The organism is Bacillus sp. CGMCC 1.60114 (genome assembly GCF_042676365.1).
Lineage (GTDB): Bacteria > Bacillota > Bacilli > Bacillales > Bacillaceae_G > Bacillus_A > Bacillus_A rhizoplanae_A.
Map to the genome: position 1 here is coordinate 121,925 of NZ_JBHTHG010000107.1, position 24,988 is coordinate 146,912.

24 protein-coding genes, 2 pseudogenes and 1 other annotated feature are annotated in these 24,988 nt (G+C 36.2%); of the genes and pseudogenes, 8 read left to right on the forward strand and 18 right to left on the reverse strand.

The features are described from left to right. Positions 1-397 precede the first annotated feature (397 nt). Positions 398-1,024, reverse strand: a complete 627-nt coding sequence (locus ACFQZ1_RS15675; protein WP_377883118.1) for a chloramphenicol phosphotransferase CPT family protein — start codon at positions 1,022-1,024, stop codon at positions 398-400. A 247-nt stretch (positions 1,025-1,271) separates the two neighbouring features. On the opposite strand from ACFQZ1_RS15675, the gene ACFQZ1_RS15680 reads away from it, so the two are divergent. Together ACFQZ1_RS15680 and ACFQZ1_RS15685 are read left to right on the forward strand one after the other, a co-directional pair. After that, positions 1,272-1,679, forward strand: a complete 408-nt coding sequence (locus ACFQZ1_RS15680) for a ribosomal maturation YjgA family protein (RefSeq protein ID WP_377883119.1) — start codon at positions 1,272-1,274, stop codon at positions 1,677-1,679. Between the two features lie 135 nt (positions 1,680-1,814). Continuing rightward, positions 1,815-2,273, forward strand: coding sequence for a GNAT family N-acetyltransferase (locus ACFQZ1_RS15685; RefSeq protein WP_377883121.1), 459 nt, complete (start codon positions 1,815-1,817; stop codon positions 2,271-2,273). A 57-nt stretch (positions 2,274-2,330) separates the two neighbouring features. Here the strand turns inward: ACFQZ1_RS15685 and ACFQZ1_RS15690 are convergent, their stop codons facing one another. From ACFQZ1_RS15690 to ACFQZ1_RS15735, 10 genes and pseudogenes are all read right to left on the reverse strand, one after another. Next, on the reverse strand, positions 2,331-2,570 hold the full coding sequence (locus ACFQZ1_RS15690) for a DUF3977 family protein (RefSeq protein WP_377883122.1): 240 nt from the start codon (positions 2,568-2,570) through the stop codon (positions 2,331-2,333). A gap of 218 nt (positions 2,571-2,788) precedes the next feature. Next, positions 2,789-3,349, reverse strand: a complete 561-nt coding sequence (locus tag ACFQZ1_RS15695; RefSeq protein WP_377883123.1) for a GNAT family N-acetyltransferase — start codon at positions 3,347-3,349, stop codon at positions 2,789-2,791. A gap of 71 nt (positions 3,350-3,420) precedes the next feature. Continuing rightward, positions 3,421-3,676: a binding site (T-box leader), on the reverse strand. A gap of 573 nt (positions 3,677-4,249) precedes the next feature. After that, entirely contained in the window at positions 4,250-5,650 is a 1,401-nt protein-coding gene (locus ACFQZ1_RS15700) for a protoporphyrinogen oxidase (protein WP_377883124.1), read from the reverse strand. A gap of 319 nt (positions 5,651-5,969) precedes the next feature. Further along, positions 5,970-7,484, reverse strand: a complete 1,515-nt coding sequence (locus tag ACFQZ1_RS15705) for a class I adenylate-forming enzyme family protein (protein ID WP_377883125.1) — start codon at positions 7,482-7,484, stop codon at positions 5,970-5,972. A 279-nt stretch (positions 7,485-7,763) separates the two neighbouring features. After that, positions 7,764-8,081: a protealysin inhibitor emfourin gene (locus tag ACFQZ1_RS15710; protein ID WP_377883126.1), complete on the reverse strand. Its 318-nt coding sequence runs from the start codon at positions 8,079-8,081 to the stop codon at positions 7,764-7,766. 39 nt (positions 8,082-8,120) lie between these two features. Next, positions 8,121-9,182 carry a M4 family metallopeptidase gene (locus ACFQZ1_RS15715; protein WP_377883127.1) on the reverse strand — a complete coding sequence of 354 codons (1,062 nt, stop codon included), beginning with the start codon at positions 9,180-9,182 and terminating at the stop codon, positions 8,121-8,123. Positions 9,183-9,959: 777 nt separating this feature from the next. Continuing rightward, positions 9,960-11,084, reverse strand: a pseudogene (locus ACFQZ1_RS15720) (RNA-guided endonuclease InsQ/TnpB family protein). A gap of 252 nt (positions 11,085-11,336) precedes the next feature. Continuing rightward, the gene (locus ACFQZ1_RS15725; RefSeq protein WP_377883128.1) at positions 11,337-12,002 is read right to left on the reverse strand and encodes a DUF1801 domain-containing protein; all 666 of its coding nucleotides are present in this window, start codon (positions 12,000-12,002) and stop codon (positions 11,337-11,339) included. A 609-nt stretch (positions 12,003-12,611) separates the two neighbouring features. After that, positions 12,612-13,976: an FAD-binding oxidoreductase gene (locus ACFQZ1_RS15730; protein WP_377883129.1), complete on the reverse strand. Its 1,365-nt coding sequence runs from the start codon at positions 13,974-13,976 to the stop codon at positions 12,612-12,614. Positions 13,977-14,237: 261 nt separating this feature from the next. Next, positions 14,238-14,519, reverse strand: coding sequence for a hypothetical protein (locus ACFQZ1_RS15735; RefSeq protein ID WP_377883130.1), 282 nt, complete (start codon positions 14,517-14,519; stop codon positions 14,238-14,240). On the opposite strand from ACFQZ1_RS15735, the gene ACFQZ1_RS15740 reads away from it, so the two are divergent. Beyond that, positions 14,503-14,694: a MerR family transcriptional regulator gene (locus tag ACFQZ1_RS15740; protein ID WP_377883131.1), complete on the forward strand. Its 192-nt coding sequence runs from the start codon at positions 14,503-14,505 to the stop codon at positions 14,692-14,694. The two genes, ACFQZ1_RS15735 and ACFQZ1_RS15740, sit on opposite strands and share 17 nt — an antisense overlap. 314 nt (positions 14,695-15,008) lie before the next feature. Here ACFQZ1_RS15740 and ACFQZ1_RS15745 read toward each other — a convergent pair whose 3' ends face one another. Continuing rightward, on the reverse strand, positions 15,009-15,587 hold the full coding sequence (locus ACFQZ1_RS15745; protein ID WP_377883273.1) for a TetR/AcrR family transcriptional regulator: 579 nt from the start codon (positions 15,585-15,587) through the stop codon (positions 15,009-15,011). Between the two features lie 232 nt (positions 15,588-15,819). Here ACFQZ1_RS15745 and ACFQZ1_RS15750 point away from each other — a divergent pair, with 232 nt between their 5' ends. Together ACFQZ1_RS15750 and ACFQZ1_RS15755 are read left to right on the forward strand one after the other, a co-directional pair. Beyond that, complete coding sequence (locus tag ACFQZ1_RS15750) at positions 15,820-15,963, forward strand: hypothetical protein (RefSeq protein ID WP_377883132.1); 144 nt, start codon at positions 15,820-15,822, stop codon at positions 15,961-15,963. Continuing rightward, positions 15,956-17,146 carry an MFS transporter gene (locus ACFQZ1_RS15755; protein WP_377883134.1) on the forward strand — a complete coding sequence of 397 codons (1,191 nt, stop codon included), beginning with the start codon at positions 15,956-15,958 and terminating at the stop codon, positions 17,144-17,146. Before ACFQZ1_RS15750 ends, ACFQZ1_RS15755 begins: the two co-directional genes overlap by 8 nt. A gap of 226 nt (positions 17,147-17,372) precedes the next feature. On the opposite strand, the gene pssA is transcribed toward ACFQZ1_RS15755, so the two are convergent. Together pssA and yeiL are read right to left on the reverse strand one after the other, a co-directional pair. Next, positions 17,373-17,864: a CDP-diacylglycerol--serine O-phosphatidyltransferase gene (gene pssA / locus ACFQZ1_RS15760; protein WP_377883136.1), complete on the reverse strand. Its 492-nt coding sequence runs from the start codon at positions 17,862-17,864 to the stop codon at positions 17,373-17,375. A 224-nt stretch (positions 17,865-18,088) separates the two neighbouring features. Next, positions 18,089-18,787 carry a transcriptional regulator YeiL gene (yeiL, locus tag ACFQZ1_RS15765; RefSeq protein WP_377883137.1) on the reverse strand — a complete coding sequence of 233 codons (699 nt, stop codon included), beginning with the start codon at positions 18,785-18,787 and terminating at the stop codon, positions 18,089-18,091. A gap of 96 nt (positions 18,788-18,883) precedes the next feature. Between yeiL and ACFQZ1_RS15770 the strand changes: the two genes are divergently transcribed. Continuing rightward, on the forward strand, positions 18,884-19,306 hold the full coding sequence (locus tag ACFQZ1_RS15770) for a DMT family transporter (protein ID WP_377883138.1): 423 nt from the start codon (positions 18,884-18,886) through the stop codon (positions 19,304-19,306). A 13-nt stretch (positions 19,307-19,319) separates the two neighbouring features. After that, complete coding sequence (locus ACFQZ1_RS15775; RefSeq protein ID WP_377883139.1) at positions 19,320-19,784, forward strand: DMT family transporter; 465 nt, start codon at positions 19,320-19,322, stop codon at positions 19,782-19,784. A 39-nt stretch (positions 19,785-19,823) separates the two neighbouring features. Here ACFQZ1_RS15775 and ACFQZ1_RS15780 read toward each other — a convergent pair. Further along, positions 19,824-20,003: pseudogene (locus tag ACFQZ1_RS15780) on the reverse strand (serine--tRNA ligase); the annotation flags it as partial. A gap of 60 nt (positions 20,004-20,063) precedes the next feature. Beyond that, positions 20,064-20,573, reverse strand: coding sequence for a GNAT family N-acetyltransferase (locus ACFQZ1_RS15785; RefSeq protein WP_377883140.1), 510 nt, complete (start codon positions 20,571-20,573; stop codon positions 20,064-20,066). 251 nt (positions 20,574-20,824) lie between these two features. Between ACFQZ1_RS15785 and ACFQZ1_RS15790 the strand changes: the two genes are divergently transcribed. Beyond that, a complete protein-coding gene (locus ACFQZ1_RS15790; protein ID WP_377883141.1) occupies positions 20,825-21,412 on the forward strand; it encodes a hypothetical protein in 588 nt (195 codons plus the stop codon). A gap of 974 nt (positions 21,413-22,386) precedes the next feature. Here ACFQZ1_RS15790 and ACFQZ1_RS15795 read toward each other — a convergent pair. Continuing rightward, the gene (locus tag ACFQZ1_RS15795) at positions 22,387-23,142 is read right to left on the reverse strand and encodes a sulfite exporter TauE/SafE family protein (protein WP_377883143.1); all 756 of its coding nucleotides are present in this window, start codon (positions 23,140-23,142) and stop codon (positions 22,387-22,389) included. 750 nt (positions 23,143-23,892) lie between these two features. Then, positions 23,893-24,936, reverse strand: coding sequence for a flavin-containing monooxygenase (locus ACFQZ1_RS15800; RefSeq protein WP_377883144.1), 1,044 nt, complete (start codon positions 24,934-24,936; stop codon positions 23,893-23,895). Positions 24,937-24,988: the final 52 nt, after the last annotated feature.

The window sequence follows — 24,988 nt, forward strand, 5'->3', positions numbered from 1 at the left end:
CCCTCCTAAGAGTTTGTTTCCCTTCGCCAATGTTTGTAGGTGTTGGCAACTTCTTATACAAGAAGACTTGTGGTTGACCGTTCCTTCCCAATCAGAACTGTTACAGAGCCACCATAGAGCCAAGAACTAGGGAATTATTCTTGGATATGCAACCTACGAACGGAGTCTATAAAAGACTAAGGCTAGACAACCAAGGCTTTTTACAAGCCCCCACTTCAAAACGTGTTAGCGTTTAAGTGGTGGGTAGTTGACTTTGTTAGCCACCATCAATTAATATTGAACCTTTTACTCTATGAACGTAGTCAATAAGTAAATATAGTACAATTTGTAAAGTGAAAATACCGCTGTTTATTTTTGACGTATCAAATAGCATAAACACCAACTGCTACAGCAAAAACTATTCATTTCCCATACCCTCAATGTACTGGAAAGCTGTCGGGGGTGGACCACCATCGAGTCGCTGGCGGATCAAGTTAGCACACTCTTCAGGATTGAGCACTGAGGTATCGACTTCTAAGTCATAGATACCAGGCACATGGACAAGCTGCTGCCATAAACTAACTGGTTTTGGCATCATGCCATCAGCGGTGTAACCAACATGCCAGGTGTTAAGCCGTCGTTCTATGACAATCTCGATTGGGCAATGAACGCCCACGAACAAAACTGGGAGCCCACTCAGTATCCGAGCACAATTGTGAAGAATCCCCCGAGGGACGGAATATCCATCATGGTGTCCGACATCCACCACAACGTTTAGCCCTAAGCGACTGTATAAAGCGATCGTCTCATACATGGCTTGATACATAATCATAACGAGAGGCTCGAGATCAGGGCATTCACCTCCAGGTCGCAACCCAATCCCAGGCTGATATCGTTTTGGGGTCATCTGCATGAACCGATCAACCCCTAAGTTCATCCACACACCTTCAAACTCATTCTGGATCACAGCCGCAATACTGGACTTCCCAGATCTTGGAGTACCGTTAAGAATTACAATATTTCCGGGTTTATCTACTTGTAACACATAGTTCCCTCCTTCAAAACTTTGTTATCACACTATTGAACTATCTTGCAGCTTTAGTTAAACAAGAATATTAAGCAGCATTATTATTTTTCAAACGATTTTATGGAGATTATTGAAACAATAATAGAAAATTTATACAATTACTTTGAAAACACCTTTGAAAGCATTTTTAATGACTTAACTAGTAAAAATATAGAATATCTATTCGTTTATTTTTTTAAAGAATACTTTGGGGAGAATTTCATATATGACTTATAAACGTAATCGATTACTGTACGCAATGATGACCATCATTGTATTAATATTAGGGCTAACATCAAGAAAAATAGCTTATGTGTTACCACACACTTTGAATACATACTTAGGCGATGCACTGTGGGCGTTAATGATCTTTATTGGTTTTGGATTTATTTTTAAAAGAGCTCAAACAAAAGTTGTTGCGTTACTTTCCATATCGTTTTGCTACATCATTGAATTCAGCCAATTGTATCACGCTAGTTGGATTGACCATATTCGAGAAACAACTTTAGGCGGATTGATATTAGGTTATGGCTTTTTGTGGAGTGACTTATTGGCTTATGCGATAGGCATTGGAGTAGGTGTTTTAAGTGAACTGTTATTTGTAATGATTCGCAAACCTAGTAATCTTACATAAACTAACCTCTTATTGTTTTACCTTAATTTTCGCTTTTATCCTTTTGTCATCAGCAGTCCTTTTTCATTAATCAACAATGCAGGAAGTTGCTGCTTCATAACGAATAAATGATACAAATAAAAGGAGGCTGTATATATGTACATTTATCATAATGGACTCATTATTCGCGAAGGAACGAAAGGAATACCAGCTTCTGCTGTGAAGAGTTTGTTTCAAGATGCTGGTTGGGTTGGAAATCATACTCCTGCATGGCAAGATGAACGCTTCACTTTAATATTCGAAAACTCTACTTGGGCTTTTACAGTATGGGATCATGAGGACATGATTGCGATGATACGAGTCATATCAGACCAAATTATGGCTGCTATGATTATGGATGTAGTCGTAAAAAGTGAATATAGAGGACAAGGGATCGGTAAAAAGCTTGTAGAGTTATGTTTACAAAAACTCCCCCATGGTGATTGGTTTGCGAATACCTCAGCAAATAACTTTGATTTTTATAAAAAATGCGGATTTGAAGTAAAAGATCTTTCTCAAAATGGTGCTTGTGCATACTATGGATTTACAGAGGCAAGAAAACAAGGACACCGATAAAAATGAGAGGAATCAAAAGTTACATAGCATACACTTTTGATTCCTCTCATTCTCTACTTATCTCCTACTTACAATTCCAAAAATGAATTTGAGTTCATTACGGTTCTTTTTCATTTTCTTAAAACCTTCTTTTGTATCTACAATAAAACAAGTTTTCCCTATCCAGCATCTCATATACGCTGATTCAAAATGAATTGGTTTCACAATGCCACGCTGCTCCGTTTCAGTTCCATCCTCATATTCTATTTCCGTCCTTACAAGCCACTTATTTCCGATCCCAAACTCAATATACTTCAATTGTAATTCTCCCTGTTAAAATGTTTATTAGTCTATAGATTAACATAATTATATTATGTTAACTTTTTTGATTCTTACATTCGCTCTTAGCCATACTACTTGTTCTATGGATGAAATGTAGAATCCTTCTTTTATTACTCATTCACAAACCATAACAGTTCTATTTAGGAAACTGACTACTACCAAAACTATCAATGCATTGTCCAATTAGTACCTAATTAAGTTATTGCATAAATACAAGTGTTAGTTAATGTCTTTCTATCTGCCGATAAATCTTCATTCTTTAGTATCCCTTCTAACTCAAATCCTAACTTTTCAGGGATAGAGAGACTTTTAAGGTTTGTGGATTCACACCTAATTTCAATTCTTTTAAATTGAATTTGGTTTAACCCAAAGTTGATTAATTCTTTTACTGCTTCTACCATATATCCATTCCCACTAAACGGTGTGTTAATCCAGTATCCAATTTCACATTTAGGAATGTCCCAGTCTATTCCTTGAATGCTTACTGTTCCAATAAAATCATTGGTATCTTTATGAAAAATAAGAAAACGAAAGCTCTCTCTTTTTAAAAACTTAATATGCGCTTCTCTCAAGTTGATTTCTGTTTCTTCAACAGCGGGAATGTTCTGTGCAAAAGGCAACCAAGCTTTTAATTCATTAAAAGAATTTTTTATTGCTGCATTTACAATACTTCCATCCCCAGATTGTAAGGGCGCTCGTAGTATAAGTCTTTCTGTTTCTATTTGAAATGGAACATCTAATAATATTGGATTCATTACAATACCCCTCCTTTTATAAACTTTCTCAATTTAAAAAATAAAAAACTCCCACCCCCAAGATTATGAATCTTGAGGACGAGAGTTGTGCTCATCGTGGTACCACCTCAGTTTATTGATATGTCACCATATCAACCTCTTCGGGTACGGCAAATTGCGTATACCCTATCTCTATAACGGGAGAACCCGTCGCATTATCCCTAATCATCTTAGTTCCGTACGAAGCTCCAAGTCTTTTTTCATTAAACACGCTATCTCTCCTTCTCAGCTACCAGAGTTCTCTGTTACATAGCATTTCTTAATTACTCTTCTCTTCATCGCTATTACTATTTCCAATTATTAATTGCATTAATAATAATCAGAAAATTGATTATTGTCAAATATTTTTTGGTTGTTAGTAGTAACAAGTTTCATCAAATGTTACTTTAACAATTAAAGAAAATAAAACTAAACGTGTAGAAACCTTAATCAAAGTTAAATAGTAAGATATATACATCAATTAAAAAACCGACATAAAACCCCTCTTTTTAGGTGGGAGAGAGTATCTGGCCATGCATAGAAGCGATTAGGGGCCTTTTTCTGCCACATGTGAAGTAAAAACAGAAAGAGCAAACGAGTATAGGTTACTTTTATTCTGCATAGCAGGGATTTAGATGTCGAAAAATTAAAATGGATTTATATAGGTACAACAACGTACGAAATCCTCCTCTTATACTAGAGGAGGATTTCATCAAAAATATAAAGTGAAACTTTAATCAGTGGGGGTTCTTCATCCCCCACTGATTATTAGTTAAACCAATCGGGCTTTTACGGGCAGTTTATCTCCCGCCTAACTTCTTTGCTTTCGCCGAATTTTGAGGTGGGAGTATTACTACCCGTTAATGCGGGATAAAGGTGGTATTACTCCAAACAAGTATGTAATGCTTTCATAATCTTATCTGCCGTATTCTTTCCATTCCCTATGCAAGCTCCAATGCCTACGCCATAATATGAAGCACCAGCTAAGTAAACATTTGGAAAAGCAGCTGACAATTTCTCATTCAAAGATTGAACTGCCTGATTATGTTCTAAATGATAATTTGGCATTAAGTCTTTCCAGTTTGTAACTTCAACAATCTGCGGCTCACCCTGAATTCCAAGACTTTTTTTAATATCAGATAAAGCAACTTGAATGAATTCTTCTTTACTATTATTTTTAATCTTTTCATACGCTGGATTTGAACTTTTATAAAACATTCTTACTAATAAGTTTTGTTTATTTGATGTATGCTTCCATTTCCTACTTGTCCATGTACAAGCATCACAATATAAATTACCATTTTCTGAAACAATAAAGCCTGTCCCATCCGCCGGTAATTGATTATCAGGTATTTCAAATCCTAAATAAATACTAATAAGAGATGAATTTTTGAATTTATTGAAATCACTGTTTAATTCGGCAGAATTTAATACTGCTTGTGCAATATCGTGAGGAGCAGCTAAAACAATGTAATCCGCTTTTAGTTTCTCTTGATTCGAAAAAGAAACTTCATACCCATTACCGACTCTACTTACATTTGTCGTTGTTACTCCTTTTCGTATTTCCGTCTCAGTCAACACCTCTTCTAACCGATTTACAATCGTAGAGAGTCCTCCTTTGAACGATAAAAACTTTTTATTTCCAGCTGCCTGGAATTGTTTTTTGTTCACTTCAAACCCTTTAATAATACTGCCGTATTTATTTTTATAGTCAAGTAAATATGGTAATGTAGATGCCATTGTAAGTTCATTTAATTTACCGGAATATACCCCTGAAAGGACAGGAGAAATTTGCTTCTCAACTAATTCTTTTCCTAAAAAGCTTTCTAAAAATAAAGCAAGCGATGTATCTTTCGTCAAGCCTTTGTTTTTAGTAATAAAATCTTTTAATGCAATAATTTTCCCTTTCGTTGAGACTAACGTACTGTTAAACAACGACTCTACACTTGTAGGGATTCCAAATACTGTATCAGTGGGAATAGGATGTAACGTATTCTCTGAATAAATGTAAGAAATACCAGTTTCGTTATATACCATATCATCTTCTAGATTCAGTTCTTTTACAAGGGGCATCACATTTTCATTTCGAGCAACAATTGAATCTGCTCCTGTTTCCATAATAAAATCATTTTCTTTTACACTGTGAATTTTCCCGCCTAAATATTCCTCTTTTTCTACAAGGATCAATTTTAAATCTATATTGTAATCCTTTTTTAATCTTTCTAAGTAAAACATAGTAGAGAGTCCCGTAATACCTCCACCTACGACAACAACTGTTTTCATATCTACTGAGCTCCTAACCGATACTATAAATTGATAAATTTCTTTATTATTATACCCAAAGGTTAGCTTTCTCGACTAGCAGCTTACACAGTCTGTAAAAAATTAGACAATATATACGAACACATTTCAGGTTGATTATGATGTACTGGGTGATTAGGAAAAAGGAATAACTGCAATGCATCTCTTATATTACTCACACAATTATTGAGTGAATATTCTTTATCACCTTATGCAAAATCTAGTAAATCATTAAAACAAGTAAAAAGTCCAGTTATGTATAAAACATAACCGGACTTATCACTTAAAATAGGTAACTCCTTTAATCATTTTTTACTAGGGTAGCACTCTTTAACTCTCTTTTTAATACCTTTCCTAAAGCATTTTTTGGTAATTCCTCAACGAATATTACTTCTGGTATTTTATAGCTCGCTAATTTTAGCTTACAGTGCTGAATAATATTTTCCTCTGATAATGATGTGTGGATGTCTTTCACGATATAAGCTCTTGGAATTTCTCCCCAAAAATCATCTAGACTTCCAACTACTGCAACTTCTAACACACCACTTATTTCATGAATTACTTCTTCTACTTGATCTGGATATACATTATCACCACCATGTACAATCACATCTTTGTATCTTCCCATTATATATAAGAATCCGTCTTCATCTAACATCCCCGCATCACCCATATAAAACCAATTATTCTTTACTACTTTTCTTGTTGCCTTTTCGTTATTCCAATAACCTTTAAACATATATGGGCTTTTTACAATAATCTCTCCAACTTCATTCGTAGGTAATTCTTCTCCTGTCTCTGGATGAATAATCTTTACCTCTACATGTTTAATAGGTTTTCCTACAGAAGAAATTTTTTCTTTCCCCATATCTGGTCTCCATGAACTTACGATCCAACCTTCTGTACTTCCATATGCTTGTACCATAAAGATTCCTTTCTCCACATACTTTTGTATAAGACTTTCAGATACCTTTGTTCCACCACTTTGTGCTACTTTGAAAGAAGAAATATTCCGTTCTTTTTTATTTAATTCATCAAGCATATAACTGTACACAGCGGGAAACGCAAGCATAGTTGTAATCTTCTCTTTTTCAATCGTATCCCAAATGAGGCTAGGATTTGAGTCAGATAGAAAAATCATCGTAATACCGTGATAAATACAATTTAATATAGAAAGTACACCACTCATATGAAAAAGTGGATGTACGGAAAGAAAACGTTCGCCTACTGGAATCTCCCTTTGGCCTGCAATTTCCGTAAAATAATAATGCAAATTTCTATGACCAATAACACATGCTTTCGCATTTCCGGTCGTTCCAGAAGTAAATAAGAAAATCGCATCGTCATCTTCATGAACTTCTACCATTGGTTCCGTTTTCGGCTGGTCTTGTAATCGTAATTCAAATGAATTTGAAACTTCCATCCCTTTTTCAGTTTCTATTACATGTTGAATTTCTTTTACTGCTTCAATTTCAGATAAAACTTCGTTAAATTCAGCATCATGAAATAATACCTTTAGCTTCGCTTCTTTTACAATCGTTTCTAATTCATAAACAGTAAGCTGACGATTAAAAGGTATTAGTACGGCTCCGATTTTTAAGCTTGCCATCATAATCGTTGGAAACGGATGATTATTTTTACATAAAACACCGATACGATCTCCTTTTTGCACACCACTGTTTAACAAGTAATGCGCAAGCTGATTTACTCGTTCATTATATTCTTTAAATGAATATCTTTCTCCTTCACCAACAAGTGCTTCAATACTTGGTGATTGTGTTGCTCGTTTTTGTAATAATTGTTGCATTGTACGCAAGAAAAACACCCCTTTTTATTTTCAGGATTTTATTTTATCATATTAATTATTAATTAACTAAATGTTAAATTTAGTGAATTAATAATTAATCAAAAAAAAATATACCTCTACCTAATATATCAATATTGATATATTATAATATTACTTCGTTTTTAGGAACAATAATTTCTTAAGTTGATGGATGTGGTGCTACCCTATCCCCATCAAGCTAACAAATAAAAATACCCCAAAACCAAAAGAACTCACTATGCAAATATATACATAGCGAGTTCTTTTTTATTATTCTTCCATTTTTTCTGCAATCGCCAAATTACGTAAATAATCCAATAAAGGTTGCACTTCCTGCGGAGCTGTTACATCGGTAAATGAAAAGGATTTTGGCTCTTTTCCATCTTCTATCCTTAGCTGATAAGAAAAAGCATCCGCTCCTTTGGTTGTAACAACCTCTAATTCACTTGATTTAAGATTTAAAATATTAGCTTGCTTGATTAAATCAAGTAATTCCTTAGCTATTTCCTTTGGTAACTCGACCGTATTTGTCTGAAAGGTTAAATGGAGATTAGCGATTCCCCCGATACAGCTAAATTGGATATGCATATTAATATTAAGCCTCCAACTTCATGATAAAGAATATGTCTAAGAAGGTATTCCCACCGTTTTAAAAGCAGATTCTACTGTTTTTGCAGACGTTTTAGGAACTTCTCCACTATCAACAAGTTTTTGCGCTGCTTTAATTACGATTTGTGCAAATTGATTGAAGTTTGTAGTTGGAAATAAATTTTGTATTGCATTATACCATATCAAAGCTGCCTTATCTGTTCCAATCTCCATAGATACAAGATAAAACACCTTGTTTGGTATGCCACTATTGATATGGACACCATGGTGATCAAGATCTCCTTGATAATAGTTTTTCATATGATCAGGTTGCATATCCTTACCCATTAGTCGGTTATCAAATGCAGTACCAGGTGCTTTCATTGAACGAAGGGCTTGTCCTTTTAGTGTTGGTCCCATTATATCAGCACCAATTAGCCAATCCGCATCTCGTGCTGTTTCCTTTAAATAAGATTGCTTAATTGCTATTCCGAACACGTCCGAAATATGCTCATTCAAAGCTCCGGGTTGTCCTTCATACTCTAATCCGTTAGTGAATTGAGTAATACCATGTGTAAGTTCGTGCCCAATAACATCGAGTGAATTTGAAAAACTTGTAAAAACAATTCCATCTCCATCACCAAACACCATTTCATCACCGTCCCAATAGGCATTTTGAAAGTTATGCCCATAGTGAACATTCAGAATGAGATCTAGCCCATTGTCATCAATAGAATTACGGTGGAACACATTCTTAAAATAGTCACGTACAATTCCAGCATAATCGTACGCATGGTTAACCACAGTATCCCCACTTGATCTGTCTCCTTCTTTTCTAACCTCATTCAATCTAAGCTTTGTCCCCCCTTTGCAATCGTATACATGGCGAGCAGACTCACCTCGCGTTCCTGTTCCAGCATCAGTTAAGGCGACAACACCATCAATATTATATTCTTTCAAAATTCTACGCTTTCGAATTTTTAGACTTTTCTCCAAAGTAATTCGTGCTGTCTCTACTTCATTTTGTGCTAAATTCTCCAAAATATAGTTAGGTACAATAAAACATTTGCAATTATTATGCGAACACCGTTTTGTATGCAAGTTTTACACCCCTTCCTAATAGTAGTAAAAACAACTCGATTAGCTTTCTCTTATTACACTAAGTTGAAACACTTTTTAGTAGTGCTTTTCTAATATCCTAATCTTGCTTGTATATAATTCTTCTACTATTTATATAGTAATTCCTTGTTTTTTTCCTATTTTATATAAATATCGTGACTTTATTTCAAACCCAGAAAATCGAAATCTGTATTCCCGCGAACAACTATGGAGAGATGAAATTTTCATTTTTGGGAACAGTAAATTTCTTAACTTGATAACGATAGACTACCGCCAACATTTCGGAAATTTTGTACACTAAGCGAATTTTAACCTAAAAAAGGTCGAATTCCTGTACGCTAAGGAACCGACTTTTTTAGATTGGCTTGTTTAACTAAAGCACCCGTTAGTTCAGGAAAAGTGTACCTTTCAGCAAAAAGCCAAAGGGTACACTTTTGTGTGCAGTATTTTTCTTTTCTTAACTGGTAATGCGTAAGCCTGTTATACGGTAGTTTGTTTATACTCTACGATTCATTTTTTTGTTTTTTCATTTTAAATTATTTAAATGAGTGTTACCTGCGATCTAAAAAGAGTTCGAATGAACGCAAAGTGAGACAATATAGTGAATAACCCCTCCTTATCCACCTTCCGGTCGATTGAAGAAGGGGCTTCCTGTTTCATAGACCGTTGCATAGTGGGGTGCCCCACTGTGTCTTACACAGTCCCCACAGGCGTAGATTATACTGTTCGGACATAACCTTGCCCTACAGTTTGTAGACTTTAGTTTGTGGCAAACAATTCTTCTAATCCTTTTTGTAAGATGTTCCGGCTCGCGTTATAGTCTCTATCTAATACCGTTCCACACTTTTTACAAATGTGAGTACGAATAGAGAGAGACTTCTTCACGCGATTCTCACAAAAAGAACAGTCTTGTGAAGTATACTTTGGTTCTACTTTGATGAGTACACCGCCATGATTTTCGCATTTGTAAGCAAGCATGTTTCGAAACATTCCCCACCCTGCATCAGAAATAGACTTTGATAATTTTCTGTTTCTAACCATGTTACGAATGTTCAGATTTTCTACAACGATAACGGAATAATCTTTCGCTAGATTGTAACTGAGTTTATGAAGAAAATCTCTGCGCTGGTTCGCTACTTTTTCATGTAGCTTGCGAACACGCTCAACTTGTTTTATGAAGTTAGCAGAACCTTGTTTCTTCTTAGAAAGTTTTCGCTGTGCTTTCTTTAGTTGTTTTTCTTTTTCACGGAGAAATCTAGGGTTTTCAAACTCTGAACCATTAGAAAGAACGGCATACTTATGTAATCCCACGTCAATTCCTATCGCACGATTGGTATCGATACCAGATGGTGCCACTTGTCTTTCGACACAGAAAATAGCGTACCATCTTTTCCCTTGACGTTTGAGAATCAGTTGCTTGATTGTTCCTTCGAGTGGTCTGTGGAGTAGGATATTTATTTCTCCCAACTTTGTATTGTATAATTTACCGTTATCAGAAAAAGACATGGCATAGCGATGCTTTCCATTTCGTTTGAACCCAAATTGCGGAAATGTCATACTCGTGTAGTCTTTATACTTTTTCTGTTTTGGATACTTTGCATCTTTACGAAAGAAATTGTCAAACGCTTTTTTCAGACGCACAAAAACTTCTTGCAAAGGCTGAGAAGGCATTTCTTTTAGAAAAGGATACGTCTCCTTGTCCAATGTAAGTTGTTTTTGCATATCATAACGATTGTAATTTTCTTTATTTTGCTTATATTTCCGTTCTTTGTCTAACAAGGCAGAATTGTAGGTTTGACGACAATATTGTAGTCAGCGGTCTAACACTTCTTTTTGCGCTTCTGTTGGAAAGATTTCATATTTTTGATTCAACAACATTGTCATCCCCCCCCATTCGTCTTATCCTTGTATTTCGGTACTGCTTTAGAATTTCTAATAGTGCACCGTCTACAGTCAGCAAACAATAACTTTGGGATCAAAAGTATTCTTTCTATAATTTCTGTCTCATTTGAGGAAATTCCTTTTTCATTCCTTTGGCTTACGCCAACCAAAATTCATCCCCTCCCTACTCATTGGGCTTCACCCTTCTCATTCCTTGAGGAAGGGGAATTCTTTTGGAAGTATGTTAAAGTTTGATTAATATTTTTTCTTATCCAATAACTTGTGTGAGCCGTCACAGTTGGGCTGCTTTTGAGATAGCCCACAAGTACAATCATTTAATCCCTTTCCATCAAGAATTTTCTGGGTATATTTTCCAACCCTTGACTCTCGAGTTTTGGATTGTTTCGGTTGAGAAAAATAAAGAATGTATGCTCTTTGCCGTCCCGGTGTCAATGATTCAAAAGCAGTTTTAAAAGTAGGCATTTCATCGAATTTATTTTGAAGTTCTTCAGGAATTATGAATTCTTTATGCTCTTTCTTTTTCACTACTAAACCAGCTTTTTCAACTTCAATAGCTTCATAAATATAGGCTTTCAAGATGGTTTCCATTTCAACTATTTCTTGAACATTGGTGAACCGAATCTGGCGCCCCGCCTGTACATTCTCCGTTTGTTGGATTAGAATCCCATGAGTATCCTGTAACAAGGCACCTTTGTGAAACGAAAGCGCACAATATTCCTTAAATCCATGTATTAAAACTATGTTTTTTTTCTCAAACGTGTAACAAGGATGCATCCATTTAAATTCTTCGGTTAGCTCACAGTCAAGAACGATATTTCTCAACTTCTCATATTCTTCCTTCCACTTTTGGGCTGCATTTAAAAATTCATCAACCTTAGGATTCATTCTACTATTTGTCATCAAGGAACACCCCTCTGCAATATTACAATCAGCTGACAGTCAAGAATGATCATTCTCAATTTCCCTGATTCTTCCTGTCACTTTTTGGCTGCATTTAAAAATTCATCAATCTTAAATCATTTTCCATAATCCACTTGGCAATATTTCTTGATTTTCCGGCAAGATGGCATCTAAACAATTAATATTCTTGGCAATTAATTGATTCATTTCTATATGGATATCATCGAATTCATAAAATTTAGTCTTTCAAAGCAAACGGCTCAGTCCTATACTAAGCCGTTTGCTTTTGCCTATTCATTAGCTAAGCTACACTTCTTCAAAATCTATTTTCTATCTTAACATATATATCTAATTTGGTGCCTGAAAAAAGTACCAAAAACGGACGTTTAAGGTACTTTTTTAATTTTTAATGAAACTGACAGAAATACGTTCAAAAAACAGTTCTAAAACTCATTACCAAAAACAAAGTATCATAACAAAGGAAATGTAAAAATTCAATTGAAGTACTTGATTGCATGTCTATAACCTCGCTCCTCCTGCAGTACGAGTGTTTTTAACATTAGGAGATGCACTCCTCATCTCTAGTACCCTATACCTTAATGGGTTACTCTAGTTGTTGGCTAACGGGATGCTCTGAGGAAATTTGAAAATATTTTCTGGATCGTATTTAGCCTTCACTTGAGTCAATCGTTTGAAGTTGCTACCATAGTATGCCTTTGGCCAATTCTCAATTGAGAGATTCGGTGTATTGACGTACACTCCTCGAGTAAATGGAAGCATCGCCTTACGGAAGTCTTCTACCCATCGGATGCCTGGAGCAGCCCCATCCGGTGTATCCCAAGTGGAATATATTGACATATTCGATAGAGCCTTGCGGTAGAAATATGCCGTGGTCTTACTCGACACCTTGGCTACAGCTCCACCCAGGCCGTGGAAAAGGACAGCTACCGAGGAAGTGGGAGGATCGCTAATAAAACGCCGGATTATGTCAATCGCTTCGTCTGGGAGCGATTGTTCGATGAAGGGACCAACGCTCTTGAAAGGTTCAGGAGATACCGGTTGGGTGGCCGCTATTCGTTCTACCGCTTCAAGCCAAGGAATCTCTTCGATGAACACCTCTTGCGGTGAGCCAACTTGAAGCAATGGTTGCAGCAATTTGCGAAGCTTTTTAACCGAACCGAGGAACACCCCTTGCATGAGTAGAATCGACTGCAAGCCTGAAGCTATCGTGAGAAGAGGAGTGAGTCTTTCGTCAGCGTCAGAAGCTGTATAGTCTTGCCAGGTTCGCAGCACCTGCTCTAGGTATCGTAGATCCCAGCTGATGTTGGCGTAGGCGACCTTATCAATTCGATGTGTGCGAAAGCGAAAGGAGGTGCAGATTCCAAAATTTCCGCCACCACCACCGCGCGAGGCCCAGAACAGATCAGAGTTGTGATCGGCATTAGCGCGAAGCACTCGGCCGTTGGCGTTTACCATCTCCAGCTCAAGCAGATTATCACAAGTTAGGCCGAGCGACCGTGCTACAATGCTCTGACCGCCGCCCAAAGTGAGACCTGCAATACCTGTGGTAGCACAGAGTCCCCCCGGTACCATTAGCCCCTTGGCTCCGAGAGCCTCATATAAAGCAAAATCCCGCAATCCAGTCTGCACAGTAACAGTACCGAGCTCGCGGTCAATCTCTATCCGGTTCATCTCACTAACGTCAATCACTATACCGGCGTCAACGACCGACAAACCCTCATAACTATGACGGCCTGAGCGTATACGGATTGGTACATCTCGATAACGTGCCCAGCGCACAGCATTGGCCACGTCCTGAGTATTTTGGGCAAAGACGATAACCAGAGGAAACTTATTGAAAAAGGTGTTGAATTCCTTTCGGGCTGCATTATATTCCGGGTCACCTGGTATAACGATACGTCCAGTCAGTTCGGGTTCCCTTTCCCATCGATTCGATTTCTTTTCTCTGCTCATCCCTATCACGTCCTTATCATTTAAGAATTTTCTGGTGCTCAAATTTCTTAAAAGAACAAAAAATTGTAATAAGGTTGTCAAGTTAATGTCAAATCATTCATGCAGTATATGCTTAACCTTTAAGTGGTAAAGTACACCTTTAATCAATGTATTATAATCTGGAATAAAGTATGTAGCTAAAACGGTGTAGTTTTATGGGGAGTAAAACTTCCATCAGTAGGAGTTTTTTTCATTCCCACCGATGGAAACTCCTAACTTTGTTTATGAACGTAACCATTTTTTCTGCCTCTCGTTCAAAGTTTCATAGTATTCTATATCTTTCTTATCATTTACACCAATCATTTTTTGCGGATACCAATTTTTAATCCAATATTCTATTCGATCACTTATTTTTTTAATGTCTGTTATTGTATATTCTTCATTTGTTTTACTGAGCACATTTTGTAATGTTTGTACTTGAAAATTTACTAGCGGTAAAACGCCTGCTACTTGGATCAATTTCTTAATCCGTTTAAGAGTAACAGGGATGTCAGTCACAGACATAAAACTATTTTCTGATTTACGAAGTCAAGGTGAATCTACAATAAGCACCAGACGAGAATTGTTAGAAATGCATCAAAATAAAGTCCTTAAGAAAATTAAAGAGTTGAAGGATAACCTGACGGAAATTGAAAAAAAGATTAATTATTATAAGAGGCTGGAGGAATATAGAAGATAACTATTTTACATCATCATTTTATTTTAACTAGGGAAGTATCCACTGAAAAAAACGCTATCCTTTCGTTCAAAAATCTTTCGAAAGAATAGCATTTTTTTATTTTAAGGGTATTAGTTTTTCATTAGCTTGATGGCAATGGGCGCAACATAGTCTATGAGCTTGATTGTCATAGGGTATCCAATTCTCCGGTGGTCGATATCGCTCAGCGATATTAAACCGATGAAAGAGCATGACGGATTATATCGGCTTTGAATATATCGGGAGAGTGAAGAATCGGCAATTTCGTGATAAATAAATTTTTGTTCGAATGTTATTCAGGTCGATCGGATTCCTTCAAATGCGTTCATCACCAAATGATGCACATAGGAATCATCCAACTTTTCGCCAGTTACGAGCAAACGATAGAAAATTGGCCCATAAATGAGATCGATGCTTAATTCAATATCGAGATTTCCTTTCAATTCTCCTCTCTGAATCCCCTTCTCCAGAAGGTTCTTAGCTTGGAGTCGACGGGGCTGGAAATATCGGGTGCGATATTCCTTCGCCAATTTAGAATCAAACTGTCCTTCACCTATTAACTCCGTAATAATGGTCCCCTCTCGACTTGTCAAAAATCTGGCTAAACTCGTGGCGTGAATTAGAATATCATTCAATGCCGAGCCCGTATCAGGCACAGGCAATTTGGCTGCGGCAGCAGAAAGAAAACCATCCATTACCACAGCAGCCTTGTTAGGCCACCATTTATAAATCGTAGCCTTGCTAACTTTAGCACGATCTGCAATTTTATCGACCGTGACTGCTTTAAAGCCCGTTTCCAACAATAACTCATAGGATGCGGAAAGGATAGACTTATGCGTTTCGACATTACGCGGCCGACCTCTTTTACTTTGCACATTAATCATTCCTTCCAAAAATATAAACTATACGTTTAGTATACTTAATTTGAATAAAAAATAAAATAACCTATTTACAAAACTGAACGTTTAGTATATTATTTGTTTTAATTAATGAACTAAACGTTTAGTATTTAAAATTCAAAAAATCTTACAATATTAACTGATGCAACTAAGCCTAAGACTCCACAAGAACTTATTACAATAATACATGGGAAAGGAGAGGAGAGAGATGGCACAATTGAAAGTCTTGAAAGAAGAGTTGGATGCAGTTCAGATTCAATTTAGTAAAATGGCGTCTGACACTGCGGCAGCATTTGCCAAGATGATCCAAGAACGTCGGGATAATGGTATAGGAGGAGTTAACTATGTCTAATTTAAAAAAGCAAACAATTGATAAAGATATTTCAGCAGGGTTAACCATACTTCTAGCAACTGCATGTGGTATCATTGTAGCTAATCTTTATTATGCACAGCCCTTGGTTGGGTTAATTAGCGCTGCAATTGGGCTTTCTACTAGTAGTGCTGGATTGATTGTAACGCTAACTCAAATTGGATATGTTGTCGGCTTACTATTTCTTGTGCCTTTAGGAGATATTGTTGAAAACCGAAAGCTGGTAGTTATATCATTACTTCTAAGTGCAGTCGCCCTGACTGCCACAGTATTTGTGAAACATGGAATACTTTTCTTAGTGGCTTCATTCTTCATCGGATTGGGATCGGTCGCAGCACAGGTGCTCATACCTTTTACATCATACCTTGCATCAGAAACTACACGCGGCCGCGTTGTTGGTAATGTCATGAGTGGTCTGTTACTTGGCATCATGCTTTCACGTCCGATATCAAGCCTAGTAGCTGATATCTGGGGATGGAATGCAATATTTGCCTTATCTGCGGTAGTAATTGTTGTCTTGGCGATCGTATTATTAAAAGTACTCCCTACCAGGAGGCCAATGACAAACACAAACTATACCGCCTTACTCGGTTCAATGTGGCAACTGCTGCGAACTAGCCCGATCTTACGCCGTCGCGCGATCTATCATGCGTGTGTATTCGGGACTTTCAGCTTATTCTGGACTACTGTTCCGTTATTATTGTCTAGCCCTACTTTTCATTTTTCTCAGAAGGCTATAGCACTGTATGCGCTTGTCGGAATTGCGGGTGCGATAGCTGCGCCAGTAGGTGGCCGTCTAGCTGATCGCGGATGGACTCGACTTGCCACTGGGATAGCTCTCGCTGTTGTCATCGTTTCTTTATTACTACCACTCATGATTCAGAGTAGCTCGCCCTTCGGAATAGCTGTTCTAGTAGTTGCAGCTATTCTGTTGGACATGGGAGTATCCGCAAACCTTGTGCTCAGTCAACGTTTGATTTTCTCTTTGGAGCCAGAAATTCGTAGTCGATTAAACGGGTTGTTCATGGCTATTTTCTTTTTGGGTGGTGCTATTGGATCTTCTATCGGAGGATGGACATACGCCTCAGGTGGATGGAGTGCAGTATTATGGACGGGAATCGCTTTTCCGGTCATAGCATTGCTTTATTTTGCCACGGAAAAATAGTTCTATGATCAAACTTTAGCAGTCAGGATTCGTCTGACTGCTTATTTTTTGTAAAGTTCTAGATACTGGTACTTGAGCGCAACAAAAAATTGGCGTCACACTGGATCCAATTTGATGTAAACTCTAAAATATCCGCCATCGGAAATACACGCTGTCCTTACAAATAACAAGGGAGAGAATAAACGATATTCCATAAAGTCTTGATGGCGATGGAGCAGGAGCCCAATTAAAGTTTTTTAAACCTAATTGGACTTACCATTAAGAAGGCAAGGATTAAGGTAATCCATGCATTGCTATATGCAAACAACCCCATACCAGCCAATGGTAATCCAGCAGCTGGAATAGGTAATCCCTTAAAATATCCAATGGTTGGTTTAACACTAAATTTAGCTAATCTTAAAGCGCCCATCGTTGGGAAAAGGATAAATGCCAAAGAAGTTAAAATAGATGGTGCTGCTATCGAATGAAATAGAAGTGCAGGAGCAACTCCGAAACTAACAATATCCGCTAAGGAATCCAATTCTACGCCAAACTCACTGTTTACTTTTAATTTTCTCGCAATCCTTCCATCAAGAAGATCTAAAACAGCCGAAAAGAAAATAAAAATGGAGGCTAATGCCAAAAAACCACTCATATTCAATGTAATTGAAAAAACACCGCACAATAAATTTCCAATCGTAAATAAATTAGGTACATTTTTTACTATCCGATTAAACAAGGTTGTCCCCCCTAACTTGATCAAACTTCCCATTTATATAGCATTTTCTATATATTCTTCCGTTATTCTTAAAATTACATGCCACTGTACACAAAGCAAATTTCGACAAAAAAAGCCGATCTCCTATACGTTAAGAAAGATCGAGCTTATTTCATTTTTTATCGTATCTTCATCATTAGTAAAATCACCTTGCTCTACTCACTATTTTCCTTACAAACATATGTTTAATTTTGTTTATAAACATCTGCAGCCAACTCTTCCAGTAAAGGCTCGTCTATTACTTCAAAATAACTATCCTTCTTTTCTAACACACCTTTATCACAAAGAATATTTAATGTTCGTAGTAAATGCCGATAACTTGTCCCTAATAGCTCTGATACTTCAGTTAAATTCCCTTGAAATATCATTCTTTTTGCTCGATCCCCAACCTTTTCAGCTGTCGCAAGAATGTAACTCGCTAATCGGCTTTCAAGTGGATAAAGTAAATTAATGGAGCTATTTTGAGCAAGTCTAGCAAGTTTATGTGCTAAAGAATCACAAATAAAACTTAAAAAAGTTGCATCATGAAGTAAACGTGTTCTAATTTTCTTCAGAGGGATTCCAATACAATATGAGTCCTCTATCACTTGAACATTTGAAAAGGTTTTTTGAGAACGAACCAATTCTACATCTCCCATTACTTCAAATCCATTATAAAAAGTTAATAATAAAGATTTACCGTTACTTAAAGTCGTATATACCTTTGCTTTTCCTTCTACGAAGAAGTAAAGGTAATGAAGCGTTTCATTTTCTCTACATATGTATTCATTCTTTTTAAATAACAACAATTCCATCACAGATTTTATGTCATGACTAAAAAAATCTTCAATATTATTCTTTTGAATATAATCGTCTAATTTCTTCGAATTATATATTTTTTTCATAAATCTCCCAAATCCCCTCTTTACTATGACATATGTCATAATACCCCATAATCCAATCATGATAAATTAAGCTTAAAAACGCAAGGGAGAAATGCTATGTATAAAGTACTTTCTGCACTTATTGGTGCATTCATCGCACTTATGATTCCACTAAACGGCATCTTAGCAGAAGTTATAGGAAATTATAACGCCAGTGTTCTTATTCATACTGTTGGATTAATTGCGGTTATTATTATTTTACTTGTGGGTAAATTTAAAATTAAGATTCATAAAGGAATCCCGCTCTACTTATATAGCGCAGGAGCTATCGGGGTATTCACCGTATTATTTACCAATATTAGCTTTTCAGCACTCGGTGTATCCTTAACGATCGCTTTAGGCTTACTCGGTCAATCGATTACTTCTATTGTTATCGATCATTTCGGATTATTAGGAATGAAAATTGTGAAGTTTGAAAAAAAGAAAATAGTCGGCTTACTACTTATTACTTCTGGAATTGTTGTCATGAATATTTTTTAATGGAGGAGAAATGATGTTATATATATGTATTGCCATTTTAGCTGGATGTTCCATTGTAATCGCAAGAGTAATTAACGCAAACTTAGCAACACAAATCGGAATTTTCCAAGGTACTTTTTTCAACTATATCACTGGTCTCGCTTTTTCTTTATTATTTTTAATTTTTAGTAATGAATCTTTAAACATGTCCTATACAACATTGCAATCCATACCCTTTCTCGCTTATTTAGGTGGTTTAGTAGGTGTTGTAGTAATTGGATTATCAAACTATATTATCCCTAAAATATCTTCCTTCTATTTGACATTACTCATTTTTATTGGTCAATTAGGTATGGGAATTATCATTGACTTTTTCAATTCACATGAACTATCGATTGGTAAAATCGTTGGAGGTCTATTAGTATTAATGGGACTCACATATAATTTAATCATGGATCAAACAGATATATCTGTTCAAAATAAGAAACAAGCCTATTGAGGCTTGTTTCTGTTATTTTCATCCGAAACTTACTCCTTCTTATTTGATAACTTCTTTTCCACCCATGTATGAGCGTAATACTTCCGGAATCACAACTGACCCATCTTCTTGTTGGTAATTTTCTGAAATGGCTGCTACTGTGCGCCCTACAGCTAATCCAAAACCATTTAACGTATGCACAAATTCTGGTTTTGCACCTTGTGTACGACGGAAACAAATTCATATCATATGTTCATGAAAATGATTTGAAACCTTTGAAATTATTTTTTATTACAATATTCAAGTTTGTATGAGTAGACCATTTGGACGAAGACGACTCATCATAATTTCATCAATAAATTTACCGTTTGCTTTTAAATTCCCCTTCTTTATCCCCTCTTCCATAAACCCAAACTTTTCATACAGCGCTTGTGCGCCAGGATTTGTTTCGAGAACTCCAAGCTCCACTCTTTCGATCATTAGCCAATTGTCTGTAAGATCGAGAATTTTTGTAAGCAATGCTTTCCCAATTCCTTTTTTATGATATTCACTATCTACACCGATAAATATATCTCCCGAATGCGATCTTCTGCCTTGTCCTTGTGTTAACCCTACAAACCCAACAACATTACCATTAAGCTCCGCAACAAATTCAAATTGATTGGGCCCTAAATTACGAATTCTATTTTCCATAGCGTCTACTCTCATACTTGGCATGAAAACCATATATGGTAAAACTGCATCTTGTATACATATCCGATGAATTGCGCTAGCATCTTGTATCTGAACAGGACGAATTGTTACTTCCATTTGAACATCTCCCTCAGCAAAAAAGTAAAACCATTTTGGAATATTCTATACAACATCCAAAAATTCCTACTTAGTCCTAACTTCTTCCTTCCATTCTCTTGTTAAATTCGACAGGATTTTTCTATTCAATGAAGAAACATTATAGATACTGTCGAATATCCTCATTTAACACACTATATAGTATTCTAATGTTCAATTAACCCGAAAAACAAGGAGAAAATTAGTTTTTCCCCCTTGGACGGAGGAAAATAATGATAAATAAATCTTTTTTACAAAATGTGAATTTACTCATACAAATGCATACCGAAGGACTTCTTGGTGGTGAGGTAATGCCTGAGGATGCCCTCATTGGCATCGTTCAAGAAGACGAATTACTAGACGTGTTAACTCTAGGAATGTCGTTAAATTATCAAAGAAATTCATATGCCTTATGGCAATCCATTGCACAAGCATATGTTGATGATAATTCTCGATGGATTTTTAATCCGCACGCTGTATCCAATAGAGACTTAAAAGATTTACGTCATGTGTTGCTTCATTACCGGGTTGCTTTACAACCTAATCGTCACCCAGAAATTTGGAAACGCGTCTCAAGAGGCATCGTTCAGTCGTCTCCTAAAGGTAATGTCTTAGGATTGATTGAATCTGTTCAGTTCGACATTTTGTCCTTAAAAAACATCATACAAAAAACACAAAAATCAGAATTCCCCTATCTCTCTGGCCCCAAAATCTTCAATTACTGGCTATATGTCCTAGAGACTTATGCATCAATTGAATGGAAGTCTCGTGAACTTATCACAGTAGCTCCGGATACACACATCTTAAAAGCTAGCGTATAATTAGGATTATGTTCTTCAGAAGTTTTAAACAGAACAAATGAAGATCGCCAAACTGTGGCGGAAGCATGGGAAAAAGCACTCACTGGTAGCGGACTCGCTCCCATCGACGTTCATACTCCCTTATGGTTGTGGAGTCGTGCGGGTTTTCCATCACTTTCGGTTTCAAAAACATTATGAGGTAAAAAATAGTTTGGAAAGATGAGAGGATTTACAATGAAATTATTATTAACTTCTAATGGTTTCTTTATAGAACAAATTAAAAAGCAATTTTTACAATTAACCAGTATATTTTAATAGGTAATTAAAGCTGATGATATCCCGAGAATAACCCTAGACCGAAAAATGGAAAATAGAAGATTATTAAATACCCCTAAAAACCGAAATAGCTTGTCCAACAAAAGTTATTTTCATAGCGAATTTACATAAAATCACAATTACCTTTGTGTTTATTTAAAATGAAGGCTGTTTTCGCATAGATAGAATGAAACTTAAAAATAACAGTGCAATTAACACCATATTTCACAGAATGACAATAGTTATTGTTACATTGTTAATTCCTATGCTAATTTACACACACTTTTACTAAAAGTGTTGTTATAGCAACAAAAAAACAAACCAATTGTATATTAATTGGTTTGCTAATTTGTATGCTATTTATAATGTTTCTCCGCGAAAACGGAACTACTTATGCGAAATCAACTACCTTTTTTAGTGCTAATTTACTTTCACAAATTATGCTAATTGGTATGCAAATTCGATTGTTCATTACTGTTTTGTACTTTAAAACCGAACCCGTTAGTAGTCGAGAAGATTACTCTTATTTTCTGCACCATATTAAAGCATGCGTAACCTCTAAAAGCCATGCAAAAGAATCTTTTGAATATGTTCCCGATATAAGCAATGCCACCCAAAAACTTACACACAACAGTTTATGAAGATGAACAGATACGTCACTTTCCCCAGTATTTTATTTCTTATTCTATTAATAACATACATCCAGCCAAAACAGGTGTCATAATCATCGAAAGTTTCAAAATAACACGGGGTGCATAATTTGTAAACTTCGCTCCTATATATGCTCCGAGCATTGTTCCCATTAAAACTTGTACTAATAACATGTAATCTAAATATCCTTCTGAAGTATATCCAACTCCTCCACCAATTGCAATTGGTAAAATAACAAGCATTGTAGTCCCTACTGACTGACGAATTGATAAACCTAGTAATACCATTAATCCTAGTTGAATGAACGGTGCTGAACCAATTCCAAATGCGCCTGCTAATATTCCAGTTGCAATTCCTAACAGAGCTCCTTTTCCCAATACATATGAAGATAACTGATCTGATAAACTAGCAGACAACTCTTTTTGATTTTGCACAAAAAACAAACGAATTAACATACATATCGCTGATAAAAATAACATACTAGCCGTAAACCAATGAAGAAGTTGTGCAGGGATCCCAGCACCAATTTTAGATCCAACATATGATCCAAGCGCACCAAACCCTCCTACAACACAACCAATTTTCATAACAACATTTCTTTCTCGATAATGACTTATCACTCCAGAAAATGTTGTAAATGCCATGGCTGTTAATGATGTTGCGAGCGCTGTATGAATTGGCACATGAAATACGAGAGTGAGCACTGCAATAATAAATCCAGCCCCACCTGCTCCAACAAAACCTAACAAAATACCCATTAGAAACATTGTAATAATAATAGCCACTTTCTTTCCCTCCAATAGCCCTATTATCGAATATATTTCTTTTTTTAAGCAAATAAAAAGCATCCACATAGGATGCTTTTGGCAGTGTTTTAATATAGGGTTGGAGTCGGAGGAGAACAATGGAAGGAAACAATATTGCTTAAAGCAACCGAATAATGATTCCATCTTCCGCCGAAAAACCTATAGCCATAAACTCTTGATTCCCCGACAGTCGTCAAAAAAAACCAGAAATTGTCTCCGTTTCTAAGCCACATATACGTGAAACGATACAAACAATGTTGAAGACCCCAGGGATTCAGGGCATAGGGTGGTATTTGTCGTATATATACCATGATTCTAGGTCCACTCCTTATTGAAATTAGACTTATAACCAGTTTATGCTCAGGGTCAAAGCTTAGATTGGATGTATGCCTAGTAGCCCACCTAAATTCAAATATGAATGAAGAAACTTATATGAAATTGTTTAAAGATTGGGCAACTATTTTTATTGAGAACGGTATCTCTAATCCAAAGGAAATTATGAACAGTGTAAATAAGCCATGGAGTTCAAGGGTGTTTTATTATATTTTGTGTGTGACAAGTCGTTAAAAGCTCACTAAAGAAGAAAAAACTTAATACACATCAAAAAATATAAGGTGCAAAACAATGAATGTAGCTATCTTTTTCTTTTCATTTCTAAATCAATCTTTAACATAAAAAAGGTAGCTAAAGCAGCTACCTTTCCAGTTTGATTTAGTAATGTGATTTAAATTATTTTTTAGCCCCTTTTATAACTAAATATAAAAACTCAGCATCCCTCCCCACTCCACAAATAAGTGCCGACCCCCTTTGATGTTGCCACGGTAATCCAATATAATATAATCCTTGGATTGGACTAACACCTCTGCTATGAATAGGAAAACCTTTCTCATCTAAAACCCCATCTATATCTACCCATTTGTAGTCAGGCGTAAAACCTGTTGACCAAATAATATTTTGTACACTTATCTTACTGTTATCGTCGAAGGTTACCTCTCTTTCACATGTTTGTATCACTCTTAATTTGACTTCAACACTCCCATCACGAATTAATTTTTTAAACTCAAAACCAAAAATAGGATCACTTTGTTTTCGAAACCATGATCCGCGCCTTGTGCTAGTTCCCGCATATAAGAGACCAACTTTTTCTAGCCAGTGAAAAATGCTTTTGCCCATGATTTTAAGTGGTAAAAATTTAAATGGATGGCTAATAGCAATGGTTACATCGCGACTTTCTGCAAGTTCAGTCGCAATTTGTGTACCAGAATTCCCTCCCCCTACCACAAGGACAGGACCATCTGGAATCGTCTCTGGTGATTGATATTGAGAAGAATGAATTTGAAATACCCCTTGTGAAAGACTTTGAGAAATTGAAGGAATGAACGGTTTCTGAAAAGCACCAGATGCGATGATGACATGTTTGGAATGAAATACCCCCTTATCGGTAGATATTTTAAATGTACTTTTTATTTTTTTTACTTTATGTACAGTTGTTTCCATCTGTACTGGTAACGAAAAATAGTTTACATATGTTTCAAGATAATCTGCAATTTCATCCTTGGTAGGAAATGCATTTTCATCTCCTTCTAATTTCATCCCTGGCAGTGAACTATATGATTTAGGTGTAAATAGAACCAAAGAATCATACCTGTTTCTCCATGAGTCTCCAATTCTTTTTTCTCCATCAAGTATTACAAAATCATAGTCTCCTTGTTGCAAATAGTAACCCATACTTAACCCAGCTTGCCCAGCACCAATCACAACAACATCTAACATACCTTAACCCCCACTACCTATTTTTCAAAATAACATATGAATACTTGTTCAT

What these genes read in the sequence shown, in the direction of transcription:
- ACFQZ1_RS15680 (WP_377883119.1), top strand. Translation starts at nt 1,272, where the DNA reads ATGACTTATAAACGTAATCGATTACTGTACGCAATGATGACCATCATT.
- ACFQZ1_RS15685 (WP_377883121.1), top strand. Translation starts at nt 1,815, where the DNA reads ATGTACATTTATCATAATGGACTCATTATTCGCGAAGGAACGAAAGGA.
- ACFQZ1_RS15695 (WP_377883123.1), bottom strand. Translation starts at nt 3,349, where the DNA reads ATGAATCCAATATTATTAGATGTTCCATTTCAAATAGAAACAGAAAGA.
- ACFQZ1_RS15700 (WP_377883124.1), bottom strand. Translation starts at nt 5,650, where the DNA reads ATGAAAACAGTTGTTGTCGTAGGTGGAGGTATTACGGGACTCTCTACT.
- ACFQZ1_RS15710 (WP_377883126.1), bottom strand. Translation starts at nt 8,081, where the DNA reads ATGCATATCCAATTTAGCTGTATCGGGGGAATCGCTAATCTCCATTTA.
- ACFQZ1_RS15725 (WP_377883128.1), bottom strand. Translation starts at nt 12,002, where the DNA reads ATGACAAATAGTAGAATGAATCCTAAGGTTGATGAATTTTTAAATGCA.
- ACFQZ1_RS15730 (WP_377883129.1), bottom strand. Translation starts at nt 13,976, where the DNA reads ATGAGCAGAGAAAAGAAATCGAATCGATGGGAAAGGGAACCCGAACTG.
- ACFQZ1_RS15740 (WP_377883131.1), top strand. Translation starts at nt 14,503, where the DNA reads ATGTCAGTCACAGACATAAAACTATTTTCTGATTTACGAAGTCAAGGT.
- ACFQZ1_RS15735 (WP_377883130.1), bottom strand. Translation starts at nt 14,519, where the DNA reads ATGTCTGTGACTGACATCCCTGTTACTCTTAAACGGATTAAGAAATTG.
- ACFQZ1_RS15750 (WP_377883132.1), top strand. Translation starts at nt 15,820, where the DNA reads ATGGCACAATTGAAAGTCTTGAAAGAAGAGTTGGATGCAGTTCAGATT.
- ACFQZ1_RS15755 (WP_377883134.1), top strand. Translation starts at nt 15,956, where the DNA reads ATGTCTAATTTAAAAAAGCAAACAATTGATAAAGATATTTCAGCAGGG.
- yeiL (WP_377883137.1), bottom strand. Translation starts at nt 18,787, where the DNA reads ATGAAAAAAATATATAATTCGAAGAAATTAGACGATTATATTCAAAAG.
- ACFQZ1_RS15770 (WP_377883138.1), top strand. Translation starts at nt 18,884, where the DNA reads ATGTATAAAGTACTTTCTGCACTTATTGGTGCATTCATCGCACTTATG.
- ACFQZ1_RS15775 (WP_377883139.1), top strand. Translation starts at nt 19,320, where the DNA reads ATGTTATATATATGTATTGCCATTTTAGCTGGATGTTCCATTGTAATC.
- ACFQZ1_RS15785 (WP_377883140.1), bottom strand. Translation starts at nt 20,573, where the DNA reads ATGGAAGTAACAATTCGTCCTGTTCAGATACAAGATGCTAGCGCAATT.
- ACFQZ1_RS15790 (WP_377883141.1), top strand. Translation starts at nt 20,825, where the DNA reads ATGATAAATAAATCTTTTTTACAAAATGTGAATTTACTCATACAAATG.
- ACFQZ1_RS15800 (WP_377883144.1), bottom strand. Translation starts at nt 24,936, where the DNA reads ATGTTAGATGTTGTTGTGATTGGTGCTGGGCAAGCTGGGTTAAGTATG.